18 protein-coding genes are annotated in these 22,844 nt (G+C 65.2%); 16 read left to right on the top strand and 2 right to left on the bottom strand.

Features of this window, described 5'->3' with window-relative positions; translation table 11 throughout:
* Nucleotides 1-385: 385 nt before the first annotated feature.
* The 4 genes from JQ604_RS06780 to JQ604_RS06765 all read left to right on the top strand — a co-directional run bounded on the left by JQ604_RS06780 (nt 386) and on the right by JQ604_RS06765 (nt 6,278).
* Nucleotides 386-1,042: a PilZ domain-containing protein gene (locus JQ604_RS06780; protein WP_212354593.1), complete on the top strand. Its 657-nt coding sequence runs from the start codon at nt 386-388 to the stop codon at nt 1,040-1,042.
* Nucleotides 1,039-1,356: a PilZ domain-containing protein gene (locus tag JQ604_RS06775; RefSeq protein WP_212354689.1), complete on the top strand. Its 318-nt coding sequence runs from the start codon at nt 1,039-1,041 to the stop codon at nt 1,354-1,356. Before JQ604_RS06780 ends, JQ604_RS06775 begins: the two co-directional genes overlap by 4 nt.
* Before the next feature lie 98 nt (nt 1,357-1,454).
* The gene (locus tag JQ604_RS06770) at nt 1,455-3,134 is read left to right on the top strand and encodes a methyl-accepting chemotaxis protein (RefSeq protein ID WP_212354591.1); all 1,680 of its coding nucleotides are present in this window, start codon (nt 1,455-1,457) and stop codon (nt 3,132-3,134) included.
* 138 nt (nt 3,135-3,272) lie between these two features.
* Entirely contained in the window at nt 3,273-6,278 is a 3,006-nt protein-coding gene (locus JQ604_RS06765; protein WP_212354589.1) for a bifunctional diguanylate cyclase/phosphodiesterase, read from the top strand.
* 6 nt (nt 6,279-6,284) lie between these two features.
* On the opposite strand, the gene JQ604_RS06760 is transcribed toward JQ604_RS06765, so the two are convergent.
* Nucleotides 6,285-6,983, bottom strand: coding sequence for a hypothetical protein (locus tag JQ604_RS06760; RefSeq protein WP_212354587.1), 699 nt, complete (start codon nt 6,981-6,983; stop codon nt 6,285-6,287).
* Between the two features lie 157 nt (nt 6,984-7,140).
* Here JQ604_RS06760 and JQ604_RS06755 point away from each other — a divergent pair, with 157 nt between their 5' ends.
* From JQ604_RS06755 to JQ604_RS06710, 10 genes are all read left to right on the top strand, one after another.
* Nucleotides 7,141-7,761, top strand: coding sequence for a class I SAM-dependent methyltransferase (locus JQ604_RS06755; protein ID WP_212354579.1), 621 nt, complete (start codon nt 7,141-7,143; stop codon nt 7,759-7,761).
* Between the two features lie 23 nt (nt 7,762-7,784).
* Nucleotides 7,785-8,207, top strand: coding sequence for a DOPA 4,5-dioxygenase family protein (locus JQ604_RS06750; protein WP_212354577.1), 423 nt, complete (start codon nt 7,785-7,787; stop codon nt 8,205-8,207).
* A gap of 311 nt (nt 8,208-8,518) precedes the next feature.
* A complete protein-coding gene (locus JQ604_RS06745) occupies nt 8,519-9,859 on the top strand; it encodes an ABC transporter substrate-binding protein (RefSeq protein ID WP_212354575.1) in 1,341 nt (446 codons plus the stop codon).
* A 96-nt stretch (nt 9,860-9,955) separates the two neighbouring features.
* Nucleotides 9,956-10,852 (top strand): ABC transporter permease, encoded by an 897-nt coding sequence (locus tag JQ604_RS06740; protein WP_212354574.1) that lies wholly within the window; start codon nt 9,956-9,958, stop codon nt 10,850-10,852.
* A complete protein-coding gene (locus JQ604_RS06735; protein WP_433996231.1) occupies nt 10,849-11,742 on the top strand; it encodes an ABC transporter permease in 894 nt (297 codons plus the stop codon). Before JQ604_RS06740 ends, JQ604_RS06735 begins: the two co-directional genes overlap by 4 nt.
* A 9-nt stretch (nt 11,743-11,751) precedes the next feature.
* A complete protein-coding gene (locus tag JQ604_RS06730) occupies nt 11,752-12,858 on the top strand; it encodes an ABC transporter ATP-binding protein (RefSeq protein ID WP_212354572.1) in 1,107 nt (368 codons plus the stop codon).
* A 27-nt stretch (nt 12,859-12,885) separates the two neighbouring features.
* Nucleotides 12,886-13,374 carry a (2Fe-2S)-binding protein gene (locus JQ604_RS06725; protein ID WP_212354570.1) on the top strand — a complete coding sequence of 163 codons (489 nt, stop codon included), beginning with the start codon at nt 12,886-12,888 and terminating at the stop codon, nt 13,372-13,374.
* A 2-nt stretch (nt 13,375-13,376) separates the two neighbouring features.
* Nucleotides 13,377-15,764 carry a xanthine dehydrogenase family protein molybdopterin-binding subunit gene (locus JQ604_RS06720; protein ID WP_212354568.1) on the top strand — a complete coding sequence of 796 codons (2,388 nt, stop codon included), beginning with the start codon at nt 13,377-13,379 and terminating at the stop codon, nt 15,762-15,764.
* Nucleotides 15,765-15,779: 15 nt separating this feature from the next.
* Nucleotides 15,780-16,592 (top strand): FAD binding domain-containing protein, encoded by an 813-nt coding sequence (locus JQ604_RS06715; protein WP_212354566.1) that lies wholly within the window; start codon nt 15,780-15,782, stop codon nt 16,590-16,592.
* Nucleotides 16,589-18,100 (top strand): amidase, encoded by a 1,512-nt coding sequence (locus JQ604_RS06710; RefSeq protein ID WP_212354564.1) that lies wholly within the window; start codon nt 16,589-16,591, stop codon nt 18,098-18,100. Before JQ604_RS06715 ends, JQ604_RS06710 begins: the two co-directional genes overlap by 4 nt.
* Nucleotides 18,101-18,107: 7 nt before the next feature.
* On the opposite strand, the gene JQ604_RS06705 is transcribed toward JQ604_RS06710, so the two are convergent.
* Nucleotides 18,108-19,007: a LysR substrate-binding domain-containing protein gene (locus JQ604_RS06705; RefSeq protein ID WP_212354562.1), complete on the bottom strand. Its 900-nt coding sequence runs from the start codon at nt 19,005-19,007 to the stop codon at nt 18,108-18,110.
* Between the two features lie 230 nt (nt 19,008-19,237).
* Between JQ604_RS06705 and JQ604_RS06700 the strand changes: the two genes are divergently transcribed.
* Together JQ604_RS06700 and JQ604_RS06695 are read left to right on the top strand one after the other, a co-directional pair.
* Nucleotides 19,238-21,616: an EAL domain-containing protein gene (locus JQ604_RS06700; RefSeq protein WP_212354560.1), complete on the top strand. Its 2,379-nt coding sequence runs from the start codon at nt 19,238-19,240 to the stop codon at nt 21,614-21,616.
* A 280-nt stretch (nt 21,617-21,896) separates the two neighbouring features.
* On the top strand, nt 21,897-22,841 hold the full coding sequence (locus JQ604_RS06695; protein WP_349631059.1) for a DUF2778 domain-containing protein: 945 nt from the start codon (nt 21,897-21,899) through the stop codon (nt 22,839-22,841).
* Nucleotides 22,842-22,844: the final 3 nt, after the last annotated feature.

The following is a 22,844-nucleotide window of genomic DNA, read 5'->3' as shown; positions in this document are numbered from 1 at the left end:
ATCCAATCAGGACTCGAGGAAGGGCGCCAACCGATTATAGGCCGGCCGCGCCGGCCATTTCAGCCATCATTCCTGCAGACGTGGGTCGCGGCCGGCGAAACCGCGACCGTCGACGCCTCGTGGTTGTGCGGTTTGAAAAATAAACCTGGACGTAAGGGTTGCCGCACTAGCATCCGCGACCCGGAAACCCACAGCCGGGTTTTAGCTTTCCTTAGCATATTAGCGGTACAACCGTACTCGCTTTGCGCGCGGGTGCGTCCCGCAACGCGACGAGCCGCATGCCGCTTGCATCGCGATGCGACGGGCGATCCCGGTGTCGGGCGCCTAGGAAAGTCAGTCCACCCGAATCCTTACCGCACCGTATCGCGTCAAGCGAGGACTCGTCGTGTCCGTTGAAAGGTTCCTCAAGCAGCGCGCCGTCAACGTCACCGTCGACGGCAACTACACCTTGCCGAACTGGTACGATCCGCAGGGCAAGCTGCGCACCTTCGCCTGCCGGACCACGCGGGTGTCGCCGTTCCGCATGATCGTCGACGTGCCCGTGGTCGGCAAGGTCGGCGACCGGCTGGTCTCGTATTTCGAGGAGTTCGGCAGGTTCGAGGGCGCGATCAGCGACACCATGAGCGGCAGCTTCCTGCTCGAGCTCGAGATGACGCGCCCCGAGCGCGAGCGCTTTGCCGACAAGCTGACCTGGATCGAGAAGAAGCAGAAGGACCCGAGCGTTCTCGATGCGCGTGACCATACGCGTTTCATTCCCACGGCGCCGCACACCACGCTGACATTGGCCGACGGCAGCCTGCATGGCTGCTTCATCATCGATGTCTCGCAGTCCGGCGTCGCCGTCTCCGCCGAGGTGCAGCCGCCGGTCGGCATGCCCCTGGGCGTCGGCGCCTGCATCGGCCGCGTGGTCCGCCATCTGCCGAACGGCTTCGCGGTGAAATTCGTCGAGACCTACAGGCAGAACGAGCTGATGCGGATGATCATGCGCAAGAGCCGCGACGTGCCGCCGGCGGACGCCGACGCGGTTGCAGCGAGCGCCTGAGCATGAGCACCAGCGAACGGCGCACCTCGCCCCGCATCCGCTTCGAGCATCCGGTGCCGACGCAGTTGATGGCGATCGACGGCACCTGGCGTCGTGAATGCACCATGGAGGACGTTTCCGAGGAGGGCGCCAAGCTGACAGTCGGCTCCTCGATCGAGGGGCTGCAGCTGAAGGAGTTTTTCCTGGTGCTGTCCTCGGTCGGCCTCGCCTACCGCCGCTGCAAGCTCGCCTGGGTCCATGGCGACCAGATCGGGGTCACCTTCCTGAAGCGCGGCAAGAAGGCGCGCGCCGCACGGGACGAGACGATCGTCTAACTCGTGCCGACGGCGGAACCGAATTGCTTAAATCTTCGCTAACGCAATGCGTCTAGATTGAAACGGTCAATTCTCAGCGCCCATTTCAGGACCGATCGATGTTCTCCCGCATCAGCTTCAAGCTCATCCTCATCATCGTGCTCAGCCTGACCGGTATGATCGTGATCGGCCCGATCGCGCTGTCGACCATGCGCGGCCAGATGATGGCGGACCGCCAGGCCAAGACGCAGCAGATGGTCGATCTCGGCTACGGCATCCTGACCCATTTCCAGAAGCAGGAGGCCGACGGCAAGCTGACCCGCGAGCAGGCCCAGGCCGCAGCGCTCGCCGAGATCAAGGGGCTGCGCTACGACAAGGCCGAATATTTCTGGATCAACGACATGACCCCGAAGATGGTCATGCATCCGATCAAGCCCGAGCTCGACGGCAAGGAGCTCGGCGAGATGAAGGACCCGACCGGCAACCGCCTGTTCCAGGGCTTCGTCGACGTGGTCAAGGCGCAAGGCGCGGGCTTCTACAGCTATCTCTGGCCGAAGCCCGGCTTCGAGCAGCCGGTGCCGAAGATTTCCTATGTGAAGGGCTTTGCGCCGTGGGGCTGGATCATCGGCACCGGCATCTATCTCGACGACGTCGACGCCGTGTTCAAGCAGACCGCGATGATGTTCGGCGTGCTGTCGCTGATCGTGTTCGCGGTGGTGCTGGTCTGCGCCTTCTTCATCGGCCGCAGCGTGACCAAGCCGTTGGCGAAGGTGACCGGATTGACCGAGCGGCTCGCCGCCGGCGACGGGGCCTTCGAGGTGCCATACACGGCGCGCAAGGACGAGGTCGGCGCGCTCGCGCGCGCGCTGGCCGTGTTCAAGGACAATGCGGCCGCGATCGCGCAGATGCATGCCGAGCAGAGCGAGCTGAAGCAGCAGGCCGATGCCGAGAAGCGCAAGGCGATGTTCGAGCTCGCCTCCAAGTTCGAGGCCAGCATCGAGGCCGTGGTCAGCGACGTGATCGGCGATGCCCGCCAGATGCAGGACGCGGCGCAGAGCATGTCGCAGACGGCGGGCGAGGCCAGCCGCCGCTCCAGGATCGTCGAGGATGCCTGCCAGCAGGCGTCGGCCAACGTGCAGACGGTTGCCTCGTCCGCCGAGCAGCTGTCGAGCGCGATCACCGAGATCAGCCAGCGCGTGGCGCAGGCAGCTCAGGTCGCCGACAAGGCCGCCGCCGACGGCCAGCGCACCAACCAGACCGTCGAGGGGCTTGCCGCCGCCGCGCACAAGATCGGCGAGGTGATCGACCTGATCAACCAGATCGCCTCGCAGACCAATCTGCTGGCGCTCAACGCCACCATCGAGGCGGCGCGCGCCGGCGAGGCCGGCAAGGGCTTTGCCGTGGTCGCAAGCGAGGTGAAGTCGCTGGCGAGCCAGACGGCGAAGGCGACCGATGAGATCAGCGCGCAGATCTCGGCGATCCAGGCCGAGACCCAGCAGGTGGTCGGCAACATCCAGGGCATCCGCGCGACCATCATGGAGGTCAACGAGATCTCCTCCTCGATCGCCGCCGCCGTCGAGGAGCAGGGGGCGGCGACCAAGGCGATCGCCTTCAGCGTGCAGGAGGCGGCCTCCGGCACCAACCAGGTCTCGCACAACATCACCGGTGTCACCGCGGCGACTGCGGAGACCGGCGGCGTCGCCGAGAGGGTGCTGCAGTCGAGCGGCCGGCTGACCGGCAAGCTGCAGTCGCTGCAGAAGGAGGTCTCGACCTTCCTCGCCGGCGTGCGGGCGGCCTGACGCCGCGCGCCTCGGTAAACTCTTAAACGTGTGTTCTTCTCTCGCGGGATTCACCACCCATTTACCGCGAATGATAACTCCCGCTTCAGGCGAATTTCGCAGGCTGTCTGACGGCAAGAATTGTCGGTTGGGGGATCGATGTTAGTGCAGACCAGCATGGCGCGGATGTTCGCGGCGCTCAGCGCCACGAACGAGGCCATCCTGCGCGCCTCCTCCGACGACGAGCTGTTTCAGCGGGTGTGCGATGCCGCGGTGTTCGGCGGCAAATTCCTCGGCACCGGCGTGCTGCTCGCCAATGACGAGGGGCGGCTGGTTTGCGTTGCCGGCGCCGGTGTCGGCGTCGCCGCACTGAAGGGGCGCACCAGCTCGGTCGATCCGAATTCCGAGGACGGGCAGGGCCTGGCGCCGACGGCATTCCGCACCGGCCGTCCGATCGTCAGCAGCGACTACATCAACGACGAACGCACCAGGCGCTGGCATGCGACCGCGCTGCAGATCGGTGCTCGCTCGGCGGCCGCAGTCCCGATCATGCGCCACGGTCGTCCGATCGGCGCGCTGCTGTTCTACCTCGACCAGCCCAACGCCTTGACTGACGAGACCGTCGGCCTGCTGGAGCGCATGGCGGAGAACGTCTCGTTCGCGCTGGACAATTTCGACCGCGACAAGGCGCGCGATCTCGCGGATCTCGCGCGCGCCCGCATCGCGCGGATGTTTGCCGCACTGACCGCGACCAACGAAGCCATCATGCGGGCGCAGTCCGCCGACGAGATGTTCCGCGAAGTCTGCGCCGCTGCGGTCGGGCAGGGCAATTTGCTGGGCGCTGCGATCTTCACGCCGGAGGCGGATACGTCCTGGTTCCGCCTGGCCGCTGACGCCGGCAAATATCCCGAGATCACGGCCAGCGTCCGCTTCTCCTCCGACCCTTCGATTCCGCAGGGGCAGGGCATGGGCGGAACGGTCTTCCGCACCGGCAAGCCTTGCATCAGCAACGACGTCGCGAGCGAACCGCGCTCGAAACCCTGGCTGCCGCTGATCCGCAAGGCGGGGCTGACCGCCTGCGGCGTGTTCCCGCTGTTCTCCGCCGGCAAGGCGGTCGGCGTCATCTACTTCTATTTCGGCGGCGACGACCAGCTCGATGACGAGATGGTGACGCTGATGGGCCGGCTCGCCGACAACGTCTCGTTCGGGCTCGATGCGCTGGAGCGCGCGGCCGACCGGCGGGTGGCCGAAGCGCACAAGGAACGGCTGACGCGGATGTTCGCGGCGCTCGGCGCCACCAACGAAGCGATCATGCGCGCCAAGACGCGCGAAGAGTTGTTCCGGCAGGTTTGCGAAGCCGCCGTCCTCGGCGGCAATTTCAACTCGGCCACCATGGCACTGGCCCGTCCCGATTCCGACGATCTGGAAACCGTCGCCGCGGCTGGACCCGACCGGGAACGCGCCAGCAAGGTCAAGCTCTCCAAGAGCGCCGATCGGCCGGAAGGCAGCGGCATCACCGGCAGAGCATTCCGAACGCGCAAGGCGTGCATCAGCAACGACTATCTCAGCGAGTTCCCCACGACCGGTCATTTCTACCAATTGGTCAAGGCCGCCGGAAATCTGGCCGGCGCGGCGCTGCCGCTGGTGAGGAACGACGAATCCTTCGGCGTCCTGGTGTTCTTCTCGGATATCCGCGGTGCCTTCACGCCCGAGCTGACCGAGTTGCTGCAGCGGCTCGCGGACAACGTCGCCTTCGCGCTGGAGAATTTCGACCGCGCCGAGGAGAAGCGCGAGGCCGACGAGCGCATCGAATATCTCGCCTCGCATGACAGCCTGACCCACCTGCCGAACCGCGAGACCTTCAACCAGCTGCTGCACGCGGCGATCGGGACCGCCGAGCGCAACCGGCGCCGGCTTGCGGTGCTGTTCATCGACCTCGACCGCTTCAAGATCATCAATGATTCGCTCGGCCACGATTCCGGCGACAAGCTGCTGGTCGAGACCGGCCTGCGGCTCAAGCGCAGCCTGCGCGCGCATGACGTCGTGGCGCGGCTCGGCGGCGACGAGTTCGTGGTGATCCTGGAGAACATCGGCACCCGCGAGGATGTCGAGGCCGTGGCGCGCGATCTCAGGCGCACGATTGCCGCGCCGTTCGATCTGTGTGGCCATGAATGCCACACCACCGCCTCGATCGGGATTGCGATCTATCCGGACGACGGCGCGGACATCCAGACACTGACGCGCCGTGCCGACATGGCGATGTACATCGTCAAGGGCGACGGCAAGGACGGCTTCCGCTTCTTCTCCCGCGAGGACCGCTCGCAGTCGCTCGAGCGGCTGACGCTGGAAACCAACCTGCGCCACGCGCTCGGCCGCGGCGAGTTCATGCTGCATTTCCAGCCCAAGGTGGATCTGGCGAGCGGCGAGGTCACCGGTGTCGAGGCGCTGCTGCGCTGGTGCCATCCCGAGGCCGGCATGCTGCCGCCGGCAAAGTTCATTCCGCTCGCCGAGGAGACCGGGCTGATTGTTCCGATCGGCCGCTGGGTGCTGCGACAGGCCTGTGTCCAGAACATGGAATGGCATCGCCAGGGGCTGCGGCCGATCTCGATGGCGGTCAATCTGTCGCCGCGCCAGTTCGTCGACGAGAACCTGCTGCAGGATATCGACGAAGCGCTGGCGTTCAGCGGCATGCCGCCGCATCTCCTGCAGCTCGAAGTCACCGAGAGCATGGTGATGCAGAACGTCACCCGCGCGGTGCGCGTGCTCGATGCGATCCAGAGCCGCGGCATTCATCTGGCGATCGACGATTTCGGCACCGGCTATTCGTCGATGTCGCTGATGAAGCAATTCCCGATCGACACCATCAAGATCGACCGCTCCTTCGTGCGCGATTTGCCGAACGATTCGGAGGACCAGGCAATCGCGCAGGCGATCATCAGCATGGGCAAGGCGCTCGGCATGACCGTCGTCGCCGAAGGCGTCGAGACCGCCGCGCAGCAGGCATTCCTCAGGCGGCATGCCTGCGACGAGATGCAGGGCTATCTGGTCAGCAAGCCGGTGCCGCCGCAGGATATCGTCGACCTCGTGCGGCTGCCGATTGCGCTTGCGCCGCCGCTGCAGCCGGAGGCCGATACGGCGCACCTCGTCGCGCAGTCCGGGATCTAGCGATGGTCATCCGCGCGGCAACTCGTCCGGCTCCCGGGCCGATTGCGCGGTGCCATCGGACGAAGCAGGGGCCGACGCCAGCGCGATCTCCTTGCCGAGGTTGGTGCATTCGGCCCACAGCAGCAAGAGCGTCAGCGGCGGCGGCTCGCCGGCCTGCAGCATCTGCGCGCAGCGCTCGGTCGCGCCCTCCAGCGCCCACCATTGCTGCGCGACGACCATGACCTTGCGGAAGCTGCGCAGCGTGCCGGAGAATTTGCGCGGATCGGCACCGGCCAGCGCGCCGCAATGGTTCAGCCAGTTCAGCGCGGCATAGATCGCGATGCCGTAATCCTCGATCGCCGTGCCCGTGAAATCGATGACGGTGTTGTCGTGCGGGCGCTGGCGCAGGAAGGCGTCGATCATCTCGGCCTGGCGGGACGGATCGACCAGCAGCGCCGGCTCCTGGCGCGGCACCATCGCGACGTAGCGCACGGCCTCCAGCCGCGTATGCTCCCAGATGGTGCGGAGGTCGCAGCCCGCATCGGCCGGCTTGCGCTTGCAGGCGGGGTGGATCAGCTTGCCGTCGTCGGCGAGCGCGAGATAGCGCGGCACCGCCTTGTTGATGGCGTCGAGCAGCGCCGCAGGGTTGGTCAGGCCGGCGAAGCCGAAATCGGCCTCCGGTTCCGGCGCAGGCTTCCTGTCGCGTGTCCAGCCAAAGACGGCCATCCGAGCGCTCTCATCCGATCCCGTTGCTACGCTAGATTGAAAATGCGGCAAATCAAATGCGGCATTTGTGGCCCGGCCCGGCGGGTGGCGATGTTGACGGCAGGAGATGTCATGCCTAAGTCACAGGCATCCCCTTGCCGAGCCAGGCCGCTCCGTCATGACCGCTTCCGACCGTCAGTCGCACTGGCAGACTGTCTACCTCACCAAGGGTGAGCAGGAGGTCAGCTGGACGCAGGCCGACCCGCAGCCGTCGCTGCGGCTGATCGAGACCTTTGCGCCGGGCAAGCATGCCGCAATCGTCGACATCGGTGGCGGTGCGTCGCGTCTCGTCGATGCGTTGCTGCAGCATGGCTTTGATGCGCTGACGGTGCTCGATCTGTCGGAGGCCGCGCTTCGAGCCGCGCGAGCTCGGGTCGGTCCGGCAAGCGACACCGTGCGCTGGATTGCCGATGACGCCACCACGTGGCAGCCGCCGCAAGCCTTCGACATCTGGCACGACCGTGCGGCGTTTCATTTCCTGGTCGAGGAGCGCGACCGCACCGCCTATCTCGACCGCATGATCGATGGCGTAACGGCTGATGGACATGCCATCATCGGCACGTTCGCGCTCGACGGGCCGGAGAAGTGCAGCGGCCTGCCCGTGCGGCGCTATGATCCGGCCTCGCTCGCCGAGACCGTGGGTGAAAGTTTTGAATTGATAGCGCATGAAGCGCATCGCCATGTCACGCCCTGGGATACGACACAGTCGTTCCAGTTCAGCGTGCTGCGGCGACGATGACGAACGAAACGGAGAATGAAGCGATGACCGAGCAGACTCATGGCGCCCCGCGTGCGTTGGCCGAAATCGCAAGCTTCCACGCGCACATCTACTACGATCCCGCCACGAGCCGGGCGGAAGCCGAGCGTTTGCGCAACTGGATCGGCGAGCGCTTCTCGGTCACGCTCGGGCGCTGGCATGACGTCAAGGTCGGGCCGCATGATCAGGCGATGTATCAGGTTGCGTTCGCGACCGAGGTGTTTCCGCAACTCGTGCCGTGGCTGATGCTCAACCGCGGCAGCCTGAGTGTGCTGGTCCATCCCAACACCACAAACCCGCGCCGCGATCACCTGATTGACCCGATCTGGATCGGTACGCCGCTCCACGTTCACGGCGACAAGCTGCCGGAAGAGTCCGAGATGGAGCACGCGCCGGCGCCGAACACGACGCCGACATTGCGTCCCTGAACGAGATCGGTTCCTCGCAAAAATATTGTGCGCGCATTTGACGCGCACGCGACGCAACCGCGTGTAGACGATGTGCGCTGAAGCCGTTTGCGTGATGAAACGGCTGAAGTTTTCGGCGTGCTGTCCTTTTATTATGCCTCGTGCCGAAATGTAGAGCAGGCCGTCATTTCATTAATCTCGCTTATGCGCGGAATTTTTCCTTCCAATTTTACTTCGAAAAATCCCGTCGATAGCCTCCCTCGCAATTGATCACACCGGCAATCGATCAGCCCGATCATTGCGGATGCTCATTGTAACCAACGAGGGTTGCCATGTCTCAGCCGACGAGGACGTCGAACGATCAACAGGGGAAAGCTGCTGCGGCCGGCAAGAACGTGAGCCGGCGTTCGTTGTTGAAGGCGGGTGCAGCACTGGCCGGCGCTGCTGCAGGATCCGATGTCTTCAGCGTTCCGACGATCTGGGCGCAGGAGATCAAGGACATCGAGCTGCGCCATGCCGGCGTGTCCTATTCGGTGGTGAAGGCGATCGGCGACCAGGCCGCCAAGGATCTCGGCTTCAAGGTGACGATGCAGAATCTCGACACCTCGGCTGCGATCAACCGGTTCATCTCGCAGCCCAACACCGTCGACATCGCCGATCTCGAGGGCTGGCAGGCCAAGCTCGCCGCCAAGCGCGGCGTGATCCAGGGCATCGAGGTCAAGAAGATCAAGGAGTTCGACAACATCCTGCCGATCTTCACCAAGGGCGAGATCAACGGCCACAAGATCCCGCGCCAGGGCATCTCGCCCTATGAGGCGATGTACATCGAAAAGCCCGATGCCACCGATCTGCATGAGGGTGTCACGGAGTGGGCGACCTTCCTGCCGCAGGTCTACAACGCCGACTCCATCGGCTATCGGCCCGACCTCGTCGGGCACGAAGTCACCGAGTGGAAGGACCTGATCGATCCCAAGTTCAAGGGCAAGGCCGCGATCCTCGACGTGCCCGCGATCGGGATCATGGATGCGGCGCTGTGCTTCGAGAGTGCCGGGCTGATCAAGTACGGCAACAAGGGCAATATGATCAAGGAGGAGATCGACTTCACCTGCAACAAGCTGATCGAGCTGAAGCGGTCCGGTCAGTTCCGTGCCACCTGGACCACCTTCGACCAGTCGGTGCAGCTGATGGCGGCAGGCGAGGTGGTGATCCAGTCGATGTGGTCGCCGGCAGTCGCCGCGGTGCGCGTGAAAGAGATTCCCTGCGTCTACGCGCCGGTCAACGTCAAGAACGGCAAGGAAGGTTATCGCGGCTGGTGCAACGGCATGGGCCTGATGAAGCACCTCTCGGGCAAGAAGCTCGACGCCGCTTATGAATATCTCAACTGGTATCTGTCGGGCTGGCAGGGCGGCTTCGTCGCGCGTTACGGCTATTACAGCCCGGTGCCGTCGACCGCGAAGAAATTCCTGACGCCGGCCGAATGGGAGTTCTGGTACGAGGGCAAGCCCGCGCCCGAGGTGGTCAACGATCCCTACGGCGTGCCGATGGAAAAGGCCGGCACCAAGCGCGACGGCGGCTCCTTCCTCGACCGCGTCACCAACATCTCCTGCTGGAACACGCTGATGGACGAAGCCGCCTACATGAACAAGCGCTGGAACGACTTCAAGGTGGCGTAGATCCTGCTTCGCATCATTCTCCTTCCCTGACGACGACGGCCGGCGCGGCGACGTGCCGGCACCCTTCCCGAATTCGACGAGCGGACCACCGCCGACATGCAAAGCAGTCCAGGTCTTCCACGCACAAAGAGTCCTTCACGCGCCAATCTCTCCGGCTGGCTTTACGTGACACCGCTGATCGCGGTGCTGGTACCATTCTTCGTTGCGCCGATCCTGGTGGTGCTGGCGGCGAGCTTCTTCCAGACCGACGGCTTTGGCGGGCTGACGCCGGGCTTCACGCTTTCGAATTACATCGAGGTGCTACATTCGGCGCTGACGCTGAAGCTTTATTTGGCGACAATCAAGTTCACCTTCTTCACCTGGCTGTTCACGCTGGTGATCGGTTTCTTCGTCGCCTATTTCCTGGTGTTCCACGTTCGCAACCAGCTGCTGGCGATTGGCCTGTTCCTGGTCTGCACGGTGCCGTTCTGGACCTCGAACATCATCCGGATGATCTCCTGGATTCCCTTGCTCGGCAAGGAAGGCCTGATCAATGCCGGGCTGATGTCGGCGCACGTCATCAACCAGCCGCTGGAAGTGTTGCTGTTCTCCGATCTTGCGGTCGTGATCGCCTATGTCCACCAGCTCACGATCTTCATGATCGTGCCGATCTTCAACGCGATGGCGCGGATCGACAAGCGGGTGATCGAGGCCGCGGTTGATGCCGGCGCCAGCCGTTTCGACATCATGCGCCATATCGTGGTGCCGATGTCCAAGAGCGGCATCGCGCTCGGGACCATCTTCGTGGTGTCGATCGTGATGGGTGACTTCTTCGTCGTGAAGGTGATGTCGGGCGGTGGCTCGGCCTCGGTGGTCAGCGCCTTCTATGAAGACGTCGGCGTGCTGCAATATCCGACGGCGGCGGCCAGTGCCGTGCTGCTGACGCTGGTGCTGGTCGCGATCGTCGCGCTGATCCTGCGCACCGTCGATATCCGCCAGGAGATCGCGCGATGAGCATGGCGACATCGGATCTCAGAGTGGTCGCGGCTCCCGCTACGCGGAAGGCGATTGCGCCGAGCCGCGGTGGCCGGCCGTGGACCTTCTACGTCCTGGCTGGGCTGTTCACCGCCTACGTGATCGCGCTCTATGGGCCGATGATCTGCATCTACATCCTGTCGTTCCAGGATGTCCGCGGCGGGCTGGTGTTTCCGATGAAGGGCCATTCGCTGCACTGGTTCGTCGACCTGTTCACGCAGGTGCGGACCGGCGACGTCAAGGGCTCGTTCGATCGCTCGATCAAGCTCGCAGTGCTGGTCACTGTTATCACGGTCGTGATCTCGTTCATGGCCGGGCTCGGCTTCCGCCGCCGCTTCAGGGGTGACGGCTTCGTGTTCTACATGATGATCGGCAGCCTGGTGGCGCCGGGCCTGGTGCTTGGCCTCGGCACCGGTCTGCTGTTCCAGGCACTCGGCCTCAATGCGAGCTGGTACACCTCCGCGCTCGGCGCGCAGCTGTCCTGGACCTTGCCGTTCGGCGTGCTCGTGATGTTCGCGGTGATGTCGCGCTTCAACAATGCCTGGGAGGAGGCGGCGCGCGATCTCGGCGCCAGCCGCTGGCAGGCGATCTGGCTCGTGATCGTGCCGGTGCTCGCGCCGGGCCTCGTCGCGGTGGCACTGTTCGGCTTCACACTGTCTTATGATGAATTCGCGCGCAGCCTGCAGACCGCGGGCTCGCTCAACACCCTGCCGCTCGAGATCTGGAGCATGACGCTGAACGTGACGTCGCCCTCGCTCTACGCGCTCGGCACGGTGACGACGATCATCTCCTTCATCGTGATCGGCGTGAGCCTCGGCACCATCGTGCTGATCCAGAAGAAGCGCGGCAGCCGCGCCGCGGCAGGTTAGAGGTTGGATATGAAGATCGAGCGCGGCGATATCGAGCTGGCCGGGGTCTGCAAGAGCTTTGACGGCGTGACCAATGTTGTCGACGGCGTCAATCTCAAGATCGAGGACGGCGCCTATTGCTGCTTCATCGGGCCCTCCGGCTGCGGCAAGACCACGATCCTGCGCATGATCGCGGGGCATGAGGATCCCTCAGCCGGCGAGATCGTGATCGGCGGCCAGAACGTGGTCGGCCTGCCGCCGGTGGAGCGGCGCACCGCGATGATGTTCCAGTCCTACGCGCTGTTCCCGCATCTGACGGTGCGCGACAACATCGCCTTTGCGCTGCGGGTGCGCGGCATGTCGAAGACGGAGCGCCTCAAGGCCGCCGACGCGATGATCGAAAAGGTCAGGCTGACGAAATTCGCCGATCGGCTGCCGTCGCATCTGTCAGGCGGCCAGCAGCAGCGCGTGGCGCTGGCGCGGGCCGCGATCACGGGGCCAAAGGTGCTGCTGCTCGATGAGCCGCTGTCGGCGCTCGACGAGCAGCTCCGCGTGCAGATGCGCCAGGAGCTGCGCCGCATGCAGCGCGAGCTCGGCATCACCTTCATCCACGTCACCCATACCCAGCTCGAGGCGATCGCGCTCGCCGATCTCGTCGTCGTCATGGACAACGGCAGGATCAAGCAGGCCGGGCCGGCGCGCGAAGTCTACGCCCAGCCGCTCGACCGCTACGTCGCCGAGTTCATGGGTGGACAGAACGTGCTGTCCGGACGGGTCGAGAAGGTCAACGGCGCCACGTTCACGCTGGTGCAGCCGGTACAGGGCGCGGGCATCGAGGTGCCACTGCAGGCCCGCAAGATCAGCGTCGGCGACAGCGTCGATATCGCGGTGCGCCGCGACGATGTGGAGCTGATGCGGCCCGATGCGCAATTGCCTCCCGGGCGCGCTGCGGCGCTGTCGGCTCGCGTGCTGGCGATCGAATATCAGGGCGCCTTCGTCAAGGTGATGCTCGACGCGATCCCCGATGATGAGTTCGTCGCCTATGTGCCCGAGAAAACGTTCTTCTCCGATCCGCTCAATGTCGGCGACGTCGTGCTGGCCACCTGGGTGGCCGACCGCGCCCGTGCTCTTGCCTGAACCCGTTCTCGACAGGGAGTATCCATCGTGCAGATATCCTTCACACTCAACGGCAGACCGACCTCGGTCGATGTCGCGCCATCGATGCTCGTGACCGAGCTGCTGCGCGAGCACCTCAATCTGACCGGCACCCATATCGGCTGCGACACCAGCCAATGCGGCGCCTGCGTCGTGCATCTCAATGGCGCGCCGGTGAAGAGTTGCACATTGCTGGCGCCGGCGCTCGACGGCGCTACGCTGCTCACCATCGAAGGGCTGCAGGGTGCGCCCGGATCGAACCGGCTGCATCCGATGCAGGAGGCGTTCCGCGAAAACCATGGGCTGCAATGCGGGTTCTGCACGCCGGGCATGGTGATGACCGCGGTGGCGCTGGCGCAGGACAAGGGCGTGCTGACCGAAGCCGAGGTGCGCCACGGCCTCGAAGGCAACATCTGCCGCTGCACCGGCTATCAGAACATCGTCGTCTCGGTGATGGCGGGCGCTGCCGCCATGCATGCGGCAAACGCGGGGGAGTGACCATGGGTGACGTGATCGGAATTGGTGCTGCACCGAAGCGCAAGGAAGACCAGCGGTTTCTGACCGGGCGTGGCAATTACGTCTCCGACATCAAGCGCGCCGGGATGACCGCGGGTGTGTTCATTCGCTCGCCGCACGCCCATGCCGTGCTGCGCGGGATCGACAAGAGCGCGGCGCTGGCCGCGCCCGGTGTCATTGCCGTGCTGACCGGCGATGATGTCGCGGCCGATGGGTTGGGCTCGCTGCCCTGCGGCTGGGGCATCAGTGATGCCAAGGGCGTGCCGATGAAGGAGCCGCCGTTCCCGATGCTGGCGCAGGGCAAGGTCCGTTTCGTCGGCGACCTCGTGGCCTTTGTCGTCGCCGAGACGGTGGAGCAGGCGAACGTCGCCGCCGAGCTGGTGGAGGTCGATTACGAGGTGCTGTCCTCGGTGGTCGGCGTACTCGATGCCGTCAGGCCCGGCGCGCCGCAACTGTTCGACGACGTGCCCAGCAACATCTGCTGCGACTGGGAGCTCGGCGACAAGGCCGCGGTGGAGACCGCGTTCCAGAAGGCCGCCCATGTCGCGAAGCTCAGCCTGACCAACAACCGCCTGATCGGCAATCCGATGGAGCCGCGTGCGGCGATCGCCGAATACGAGCCGGGCACCGATCGCTACACGTTGTGGAGCACCAGCCAGTTCCCGCATGTGGTGCGCTTCCTGATGGGGGCGCTGGTGCTGAAGATACCCCAGCACAAGCTGCGTGTGGTGGCGCCCGACGTCGGTGGCGGCTTTGGCGTCAAGCAGTTCCACTATGGCGAGGAAGCGGTCATCACCTGGGCCGCCAAGCGCGTGATGCGGCCGATCAAATGGGTGGCGAGCCGCTCCGAGGGCTACGTCTCGGACCGCCACGGCCGCGACCACGTCACCGAGGCCGAGCTCGCGCTCGACGAGAACGGAAAATTCCTGGCGCTGCGGGTCAAGACGCTCGCCAATATGGGCGGCTATCTCTCGACCTTCGGTCCGAACATTCCGACCAATCTCTACGGTCCGCTGCTCGGCGGCGTCTACACGACGCCGGCGATCTATTGCAACGTCAAGGTCGTCTTCACCAACACCGTGCCGGTTGACGCCTATCGCGGTGCTGGCCGTCCCGAGGCAACCTTCGTCGTCGAGCGCATCGTCGATGTCGCGGCAAGCGAGATGGGCATCGATCGCGTCGAGTTGCGCCGTCGCAACATGATCCCGAAAGAGGCCTATCCGTACCAGACGCCGGTGCTGGTGCAGTACGATTCCGGCGATCCCGTCGGCTGCCTCGACGGCGCGCTGGTCGCCGGCGACGTCAAGAACTTTGGTGCCCGCAAGGCGGCTTCCGAACGCAAGGGCAAATTCCGCGGGCTCGGCTTCTCGACCTATGTCGAAGCCTGTGGGCTGGCGCCATCGCGCTTCGCCGGCAGGCTCGGCGCGCGTGGTGGCCTTTACGAGAGCGCGACCGTCCGCGTGCATCCGGCGGGCCAGGTGACGGTGCTGATCGGTACCCACAATCACGGCCAGGGCCATGAGACGACCTTCGCGCAGATCGTCTCCGACAAGCTCGGCGTGCCCTTTGACAATGTCGACATCGTGTTCGGCGATACGGACCGCGTGCAGTTCGGCATGGGTACCTACGGCTCGCGGTCGCTGGTGGTCGGCGGTGCGGCGCTGTCGAAGGCGGCCGACAAGGTGATCGTCAAGGGCAAGAAGATCGCGGCGCATCTGCTCGAAGCCAGCGAGCAGGACATTCAGTTCGAGGCCGGCAAATTCTCGGTCGCCGGCACCGACCGCATCAAGACATTCGAGGAGATCGCCGGCGCGGCCTATGTGCCGCACGATTATCCGCTCGAAGTGCTGGAGCCGGGCCTCGAGGAGCAGGCCTATTACGATCCCGTCAACTTCACCTATCCCGGCGGCTGCCACATTGCCGAGGTCGAGATCGATCCGGAGACCGGCACGGTGACCCTGGTCAATTACACCGCCGTCGACGACGTCGGCACAGTGATCAATCCGATGATCGTCGAAGGGCAGCTGCATGGCGGCATCGTGCAGGGTGTCGGCCAGGCGCTCTACGAAAACGCGGTCTATGACGAGACCTCCGGCCAGCTCGTGTCGGGCTCGCTGATGGATTATTGCATGCCGCGCGCCGATCACATGCCGATGATGAAGGTCGAGACCCATTCGACGCTGTGCACGCACACGCCGATGGGCGTGAAGGGCTGCGGCGAGGTCGGCACCATCGGCTCGCCGGCCGCCGTGATCAATGCGGTGGTCGACGCGCTGTCGCATCTCGGTGTCACCCATGTCGACATGCCGGCGACGCCGAACCGGATCTGGCGCCTGATCCAGAACGCCTCGGTGCCGATCGCGGCCGAGTAGGGGAGGACAACACCAATGAAAGCGTTTGCCTATCATCAGCCGGGCCAGATCCCGGAAGCCGCGAAACTGCTGGCGGCCGAACCCGACAGCAAGCTGGTCGCCGGCGGCATGACCCTGATCCCGACGCTGAAGCAGCGGCTGGCGAGCCCGCCGGCGCTGATCGATCTGTCGAAGCTGCCGGGCCTGAAGGGCTGCACTGACAACGACGCCACGATCACGATCGGCGCCATGACCACGCATGCCGAGGTCGCCAAATCGTCGCTGGTGCGTGCGCGCATCCCGGCACTCGCGGCGCTGGCCTCGCAGATCGGCGACCCCTCGGTGCGCAATCGCGGCACCATTTGCGGCTCGGTCGCGAACAATGATCCGGCGGCTGACTATCCGGCCGGCGTGCTCGGCCTGGCGGCGACCATCATCACCAATGAGCGGGAGATCGCGGCCGACAATTTCTTCCGCGGTCTGTTCGAGACGGCGTTGAAGCCGGGCGAGATCATCACCGCAGTCCGATTTCCGGTGCCGTTGCTCGCAGGCTACGCCAAGTTCAAGGCTCCTGCGTCGCGCTATGCGCTGGTCGGCGTGTTCGTCGCAAAATTTCGCGACGGTGTGCGCGTCGCCGTCACGGGCGCGGGGCCCGGCGTATTCCGGGTGCCGCCGATGGAGCATGCGCTGTCGCAGGGTTTTGACCCCGCAAGCATCGCGGCGATCAGGATCGATACCGACAACCTTACCTCCGACATCCATGCCGAAGCCGATTACCGTGCGCATCTGGTCACGGTGATGGCGAAACGCGCCGTCCAGGCGGCATTGAGTGAGCGCCCGGCTTCATGACCAAAGCGAGTTCTGGCCGTACGGCCCTTCCGACCGCCGCGGGCGGGCTCGCGGCCCTGTCGGCTGTCGAGATCGTCGATGGCTATCGCCGCAAGGCGTTTACGCCGCGCGACGTCGTCGACGACACCATCGCCGCGCTCGAAACCGTCAACGCGGCCTGCAATGTCGTGGTGACGCCGATGTACGAGCAGGCGCGCGCTGACGCTGATCGCGTCACCGCCGCGATGCGGGCAGGAGACATCGCCGGCCCACTCGCGGGCGTGCCCGTCACCATCAAGGACCTGGTGTTCGTCGGCGGCGTGCCCGCCTATGGCGGCGCGCCGCTGAACAAGAGCTTCGTGCCCGACGTCGATGCCGCCGTGGTGACATCGCTGAAGGCGGCGGGCGCGATCATCACCTGCAAGACCACGACCTGCGAATCCGGCTACAAGCTGACTGCGGACAGTCCTGTCACCGGCATCACGCGCAATCCCTGGAATCTGCAAAAAACCAGCGGCGGATCGAGCGGAGGTGCGGCGGCCGCGGTGGCCGCCGGCTGCGGGCCGATCGCGATCGGCACCGACGGTGTCGGATCGATCCGGGTGCCGTCATCGTTCTGTGGCGTGTTCGGCCTCAAGCCGACCTTCGGCCTGGTGCCGCGCTCGCCCGGCTTCGCGCCACCGTCCTGGGCGTCACTGGCGCATACCGGGCCGATCACGCGCACGGTCGCGGATGCCGCGCTGGTGCTCGGCCTCATCGCCGGTCCGGATCTGCGCGATGCGGCCAGCCTGCCGCTGTCGCCGCGGAGTTTTGACGCGCGACCGCAGCCGCTCGGCGGCTTGCGGATTGGCGCCAGCATCGATTTCGGCTATGCCGCCGTCAGTCCTGCGGTTCGGGCCGCCTTCGGCAAGGCGCTCGGCGTGCTCGAGGATTGTGGCGCGCGTGTCAGCCAGGATGGTCCGGCGCTCGATCCGAAAATCCTTGAGAATACCTTGAAGCCGATCGCCTTCACCGAGCAGGCCGCTGCCGTGTTCGGCAAGAGCATCGAGGACCTCGCGGCATCGGAGAAGGATTATCGCGACGTCGTCGCGCTGGGCCGTGGCTACAGCGGCACCGACTATATCGAGGCCGGATACCGGCGCGGCCAGGCACGCAGTGCATTTCTAAAGCTGTTCGAACGCGTCGATGCGCTGATGACGCCAACCGTTGCCGTCACCGCCTTCGAGGCCGGTTCGCTCGGCGTCGACCGGATCGACGGCGTCGGGGTGGATCGGCATCTCGGCTGGTCGCCATTCTCCTGGCCGATCAATCTCGCCGGCCTGCCGGCCGCCACCGTGCCGTGCGGCTTCGATGAGGATGGATTGCCGATCGGCCTGCAGATCGTGGCGCCCTGGCTCGACGAGCCGACCATCTTCAAGATCGCGGCCGCGTTCGAGGCGGCGCAGCCCTGGGCCTCGTATCGCCCGCAACTGGCGTCATCGGGATCGAGCGAGAAGCTCGCCGCGAAGGTTCACGCCCAGGCGAAATAAAGCCGCGTCACGGCAGCACGATCGGGCCACCCTTCTCGCCGAGTTGCTCGTCGAGGCGGAGATAGTGCGCGAGGTAATCGTGCAGCGCGGTCGCTGCCTTCGAGGTGGCGTTGCTGGACTTGTAGAGCAGCAGCTCGACTTGCGGCAGCGGCGGCAGACCTTCGGCCGTCCCGATCTCGCGCATTGACGGCACCAGCGCGCTGCGGCCGAGCACGGTCACGGCCATGCCGGCGAAGGCGGCGGCCTGCAAGCCCCCGACGCTCTCGCTGACGCAGGCGATGCGCCAGCGCAGCTGCGCCATCTCCAGGCTCTCGATCGCGTAGTCGCGATAGATGTTGCCGGGCGGCAGCAGAGCCAGCGGGATCGGCGATTCCTGGTGCGCGGTGGATTGATCGCCGGTCATCCAGACCAGCTGCTCGCGCCGCACCACCTGTCCGCCGGTGAAGTCGTTCATCCGCGTCACCAGCGCGATATCGACGTCACCGCGCTTGACCAGGCCGACCAGCGGCGTCGACAGCGCGCAGTTCAGTTCGACTTGGATGCGCGGGAAGGATTTGCGGAACACGCTCAGGATCGACGGCAGCATGAAGGCGGCATAGAGGTCCGGCGTGCCGAGCACGACCTGGCCTTCGATCTCCTGGGATGCCAGCTGCGAGATCAGCTCGTCATGCAGCCGCAGGATCGACTTGGCGTAGTTCAGCACCGTGCCGCCATCCTCGGTGAGCGTGAGGCGGCGGCCGGCATGCACGAACAATTGCTTGCCGGTCAGCTCTTCCAGCCGCTGCAATTGCAGCGTGATCGCGGGCTGGGTGCGTCCCAGCCGGCGCGCCGTCTCCGTGATGCTCCCGGTATCGACGACCGAGATCAGCGATCGCAGCATCCGGATATCGAGACTGATCAGGTTCATGACGTCCGCCCAGCTCCGCTTCCATGCAATTTCCGTGCACGGCAGTCACTACCTTAAAGCCTTGATCCGGCAGGCCAAGTGGCCGGCTTGCCCGGCTCCGGGAGACGAGAAGATCAAATTGTAAGCAATTTGTCTGCCGCGAAGTCGTTTCAAAGTCATTGCGTTTTGCAACGTGGGGTTAAGCCGCCGTTCCTACGCTCGTGCCCGATCGATGTGTGCGAGCATTGGGTATGTTTTTTTCGTTTCGAAGCCGGTCGCTGTGGCGGGTGGTCGGGCCGCTGATTGCCATCGTGCTGCTGCAGGCTTGCCTGTCGGTCGGAAGCCTGCAGGTGATGTCGGCGGTGCGGGGTTATGTCGCCGGTGAGAGCATCTGGTCCAAGGGACAGAAGGACGCCATCCACGCGCTGCAGACCTTCGTCAGCACCGGCACGCCCGAATATCTGCAGAAGTTCGATATCGCGATCGCGATTCCGCTGGCGGATCGTACGGCGCGGATCGCGCTCGAGACCGGCGGCGGCGATGACGTGGCGCGCGCAGGTTTCGCCAAGGCCGGCAATCATGACGATGACATCGGCGGCATGATCTGGCTGTTCAAGCATTTCCGCAGCCTCCACCATGTCGCCAACGCGGTGACGGCGTGGCGCAATTCGGATGCGCTGCTTGACGAACTGGTTCAGCTCCGCGATGCCGCCGAGAACGACGTCGCGCTCAACAATCCGTCCGCGGCGACGATCAAGCATTGGGCCGAGCGGATCGGCGCGGTGGATACCGCGCTCAGCACGCTGGCCGTGGATTTTTCCGATCAACTGGGGCGCGCCTCGCGCGAGGTCGCCATGTGGCTCCTGCTGGCCAATTCGCTGGTTGCGGCGTGCCTTGCCGGGATCGTGCTGTTCCACACCCGTCGCATGCTGCTGAAGCGCTGGCTTGCCGAGAGCGCGCTGGCCGAGGAGAAGGAGCGCGCGCAGCTCACGCTGGCTTCGATCGGCGATGCCGTCATCGTCACGACGCCGGACGATCGCGTCAGTTACATGAATCCCGTGGCCGAGCGGCTGCTCGCCGCCGGCCATGACGTGACCGATCAGCCGGTCGCTTCGCTGTTCAGCATCACCGATCAGCCCGTGAAGGGCTCCTACGGGACCGCCGATGGCACTGATGCGGATCATCCCAAACAACGGCTGTTGGTGCGGCCCGACCATTCCACCGTGCCGATCTCGGTGGTGGAGACGCCGATCACCCATGACGGTCACTGGGCCGGCCGCGTCATGGTCATCCACGACATGACGGCCGAGCGGCGGCTGGTCGAGGAGCTCGCCTGGGCGGCGTCGCACGACGCGCTGACGGCGCTCGCCAACCGCCGGCAGTTCGAGTTCGAGCTGCACAAGGCGATGTCCGCGCCATTCACCTCCGGCGGGCATCTGATGCTGATCGACCTCGACCAGTTCAAGATCGTCAACGACACAAGCGGCCACATGGCCGGCGATCGCCTGCTGCGGCAGGTGGCGCGCCTGCTTGCCAGTGAGGTCGAGGGCCATGGCCTGGTCGCGCGCCTCGGCGGCGATGAGTTCGGGATTTTGCTCCATGGCTGTGATGGGGATACGCCCGAACAGGCCTCCGACGTTGCCGAGCGCATTCGCGCGGTCGTCGAGCAGTCGAGCTTCATCCACGAAGGCACCAGCTTCCGCTGCAGCACCAGCATCGGCCTGGTCCGGCTCGACGATTGCGCGGGCGTGCAGGACGCGCTGCGGCTCGCCGACGTCGCCTGCTTCCTCGCCAAGGACAAGGGCCGCAACCGCGTCCAGCAGCACCGTCCGTCGGATGCCGACATGACGGTGCGGGTCGCCGAGATGAGCTGGGTGCACCGGATCCGCAGGGGGCTCGATGAGGGGCGCTTCTGTCTCTATGAGCAGGAGATCCGCCCGGTCGGCGGCATCGCAAAGGGCCAGGAGCGGCGCGAATTGCTGCTGCGGCTGCGCGATGAGGGGGGCAGCCTGGTGACGCCCAACAGCTTCCTGCCCGCGGCCGAGCGCTACGGGCTGATGCCGCTGATCGACCGCTGGGTGGTGCGCCGGGCCTTCGAGATCATCGCCGAGCGCAGGCACAGCTCGCGCAAGATCGCCGGCTACGCCATCAATCTGTCGGGTGCCACCGTCGGTGACGCCGATTTCGTCGACTACGTCGCCGAACTCTTCGCCCAGCATGACGTCCCGCCGACGTCGATCTGCTTCGAGATCACCGAGACCAGCGCGATCTCCAATCTCGACGAGGCGACCGCCTTCATCGAGCGGATCCGCGACATGGGCTGCAGCTTCTCGCTGGATGATTTCGGCACCGGCATGTCGTCGATCGCCTATCTCAAGCACCTGCCGGTCGACTTCATCAAGATCGACGGCGCCTTCGTGAAGGAGATTCTGAACAGCAAGGTCGACCGCGCGATGGTCGAGATGATCACCCGGACCGCGAAGATCATGCAGAAGCAGGTGGTCGCCGAGTTCGTCGAGAGCATCGCCATCCTGGACGAGCTGCGCGCCATCGGGGTGGACTATGTCCAGGGCTATGCGATCGGCAAGCCGGTCCCGGTCCTGACGCTCCGCGAGGAGAAGATCGCCTGACCCTCCTGCCGATACGTTCCGAGACGGGACGCGGGGGGCGAATTTTGGCAATTTGACCCCGATTCCGGGGTTTTTGGCCCGAAACGCCCGAAAAAAGCGTGCGGACGGCCCTCACGTCTCGATTATGCCTTACTCTAATTCCCTGATATGGTGACGCATTCGGTGAATCTTGAATGGGGGGCATCTAAGCCCAAAGACACCGAACCGGGGATGGATGGGTCAAAGAACGACGAGCGCTGCCCGGCATCGGTCAAGCCGCGGCTCTTCCTTGGTCGGCAGGGTGGCATTTGCCATTTCTGCTGTCGCGCTGTCGTGCGGATTCGCCGCCTGGATCGTCGGCCTCGACCCCACCGCCTTCCTGCATGGACCGGCGATGGCGAATGGTACGGCCTCACTGTCGTTCGATGACCGGTTCGGTTCGCGCTCCACGCTCTCGTCGGCTGCGCTTTACTATCCCTTGCGCCGCGGCATCCGGTCGGACCGCGGCGATTTCAATTCCGAGTTCGGTCACATCGAGGAGGTGCTGGGCGAACAGCTGCGCGACTCCCAGGTCGATGTGCCGAGCCAGCCGGCGCCATCGTCGAACGTGGCCGCGATTCCGTTGCCGCGCGCACGTCCGGCCGAGGCCAATCTCGTCGCCCGCTACGACGGGCCGAACCCGTTCCCGACGCCTGTGGCCGACAACCGCACGATGCTGCAGAAGATCGCCGATATGCTGCCGGGCAAGATCCAGCTGGCGTCGCTCGATCCGAACGGCGGCGGTTTGCTGTCGGGGCCGAGCCCCGACCTCGGCGCGCTCGGCTATGACGGCACCACCGCGGTCTACGACCTCACCGCGCGCGTCGTGTACATGCCTGATGGCACCAAGTTCGAGGCGCATTCCGGCCTCGGCAGCCTGATGGACGACACCACGCGGATCGCGACCCGCAATGAGGGACCGACACCTCCCGGCATCTACGAGATGAAGCCGCGCGAGCGGCTGTTCCACGGTGTGCCCGCGCTGCGCATGACGCCGGTGGAAGGCACCGATACGTTCGGCCGCACCGGTCTCCTGGTGCACAGCTATATGCTCGGCCCGAACGGCGATTCCAACGGCTGCGTGTCGGTCAAGAACTACGACAAATTCCTGGCGGCTTACCGCAGCGGCAGCGTGAAGCGCCTGGCCGTCGTGATCAGCATCAAGGACGTGCAGACTGTGGCATCGCGCTCGCCGTCGCCGTCCTGACGT

It is taken from the genome of Bradyrhizobium jicamae (assembly GCF_018130695.1).
GTDB lineage: Bacteria > Pseudomonadota > Alphaproteobacteria > Rhizobiales > Xanthobacteraceae > Bradyrhizobium > Bradyrhizobium jicamae_B.
This window is presented reverse-complemented; position numbering and strand designations above follow the sequence as displayed.